Origin of the sequence: Undibacterium sp. MH2W (genome assembly GCF_049340215.1) — a bacterium.
Taxonomy (GTDB): Bacteria; Pseudomonadota; Gammaproteobacteria; order Burkholderiales; family Burkholderiaceae_D; genus Undibacterium.
This window is the reverse complement of the sequence record NZ_JBMPPA010000019.1, coordinates 1-2,533: the sequence shown is the minus strand read 5'-3', so window position 1 is coordinate 2,533 and position 2,533 is coordinate 1. Positions and strand designations below refer to the sequence as shown.

Below are 2,533 nucleotides of genomic sequence, written 5' to 3'. Positions count from 1 at the left end.
AACGGCAATCAGCAAAGTGTTAGCGGCTTCACCGCCACAGGACTCGTCGGTTCTGATACAGCGGCCAACATCAGCGGCTTTACCGCTAGTGGTGCGATAGGTACTAATGCTGGCACCTATACCAACATAGTCAGCGGTAGCAACAGCAACTATAGCAATATCATCTTCACGAATGGTTCGCTCAACATCGATCGTGCAATCGCAACGATCAATGCGACAAAGACCTATGACAGTACAACCAATTTAAATGCAGGTCAGATTAGCGTCACTGGGGTCAATGGTCAAACACTGAATTACACAGGAACGGCAGTAGCAAACAATGCTAACGTTGCCGCCAATGGAAGTAACTATGTCAGTGGCATTACTGGTTTAAGCGACGGCACTGGTTTAGCGTCTAACTATGTATTACCCTCGTTAAGCAGTGCATCGTTCAATAACAAAGCAACGATCAACGCTGTCACTACCGCAGTCAACATTATCGGTAACAGCCAAAGTGGTACCTACAATGGCAATCAACAAAACGTTAGCGGATTTACTGCAACTGGCTTAGTTGGAACGGATACAGCAGCCAACGTCAGTGGCATCACTGCTAGCGGCGCAATAGGAACCAACGCTGGCACCTACACCAATACAGTTAGTGGTAGCAACAGCAACTATAGCAATATCATCTTCACCAACGGCACACTGAACATTGATTGTGCAATCGCAACGATCAGTGCCACCAAGACCTACGATAGTACAACGAGCTTAACGTCAGGTCAGGTCAACATTACCGGGGTCAATGGCCAAACACTGAATTACACAGGAACGGCATCAGCAAACAATGCCAACGTCGCTGCTAACGGCAGTAACTATGTCAGTGGCATCACAGGTTTAACTGATGGTACTGGTTTGGCTTCCAATTACATCCTGCCTAGCCTATCAGTTCAGTCGCTGAATAACAAAGCAACGATCAATGCTGTCACTACCGCGGTCAACATTATCGGTAACAGCCAAAGTGGTACCTACAACGGTAATCAACAAAGTGTTAGCGGATTTACTGCAACTGGCTTAGTGGGAACGGATACAGCGGCCAACATCAGTGGCATCACTGCTAGCGGTGCAATAGGAGCGAATGCTGGTAGCTACACAAACAGCGTCAGCGGTAGCAACAGCAACTACAGTAATATCATTTTCACGAATGGCACGCTGAACATTGATCGTGCAATTGCAACAATTAATGCGACAAAGACATATGACAGTACAACGAGCTTATCGTCAGGTCAGGTCAACATTACCGGCGTTAATGGCCAAACACTGAACTACACAGGAACGGCATCAGCAAACAATGCCAATGTCGCTGCTAACGGCAGTAACTATGTCAGTGGCATTACTGGTTTAGCTGATGGCACTGGTTTGGCGTCGAACTATGTATTGCCCTCGTTAAGCAGTGCATCGTTAAATAACAAAGTAACGATCAACGCTGTCACTACCGCCGTCAACATTATCGGTAACAGTCAAAGTGGTACTTACAACGGTAATCAACAAAGCGTGGGCGGCTTCACCGCCACAGGACTCGTCGGTTCTGATACAGCGGCCAACATCAGCGGCATCACTGCTAGCGGTGCAATAGGTACGAATGCTGGTAGCTACACAAACATCGTCAGTGGTAGCAACAGCAACTACAGCAATATCATCTTCACGAATGGTTCGCTCAACATTGATCGTGCAATTGCAACAATTAATGCGACAAAGACATATGACAGTACAACGAGCTTATCGTCAGGTCAGGTCAACATTACCGGCATCAATGGACAAACGCTGAACTACTCAGGAACGGCATCAGCAAATAATGCTAACGTTGCCGCCAACGGCAGTAACTATGTCAGTGGCATTACGGGCTTAGCTGATGGTACTGGTTTGGCTTCCAATTACATCCTGCCTAGCCTATCAGTGCAGTCACTGAATAACAAAGCGACGATCAGCGCTGTCACTACCGCAGTTAATATTATCGGTAATAGCCAAAGCGGTACTTACAACGGCAATCAACAAAGCATCGGAGGATTTACAGCGACCGGCTTAGTGGGAACAGATACAGCGGCCAATATCAGTGGCTTTACTGCTAGCGGTGCAATAGGTACAAATGCTGGTAGCTACACAAACACCGTCAGCGGTAGCAACAGCAACTACAGCAATATTATCTTCACCAACGGTACGCTGAACATTGATCGTGCGATCGCAACGATCAATGCCACAAAGACCTATGACAGTACAACCAATTTAAATGCAGGTCAGATTAGCGTCACTGGGGTCAATGGCCAAAAACTGAATTACACAGGAACGGCAGTAGCAAACAATGCCAACGTTTTCGCTAACGGCAGTAACTATGTGAGCGGCATCACAGGATTGACCAACGGAACTGGCCTCGCATCAAACTATGTTTTACCTAGTTTAACCACCAACTCCAGTGCCAACAGCGTAACGATTAATCAAGCTACGGCGACAATCAATGCCACCAAGACCTACGACAGCACAACGAACTTATCGTCAGGTC

Annotated in this window: 1 protein-coding gene; it reads left to right on the top strand. The window is 47.1% G+C overall.

Annotated elements, in window-relative coordinates; all coding sequences use genetic code 11:
- Positions 1-2,533 (top strand): beta strand repeat-containing protein (locus tag ACO0K2_RS19650; protein ID WP_423021753.1); only part of this gene is annotated, 2,533 nt, incomplete at both ends.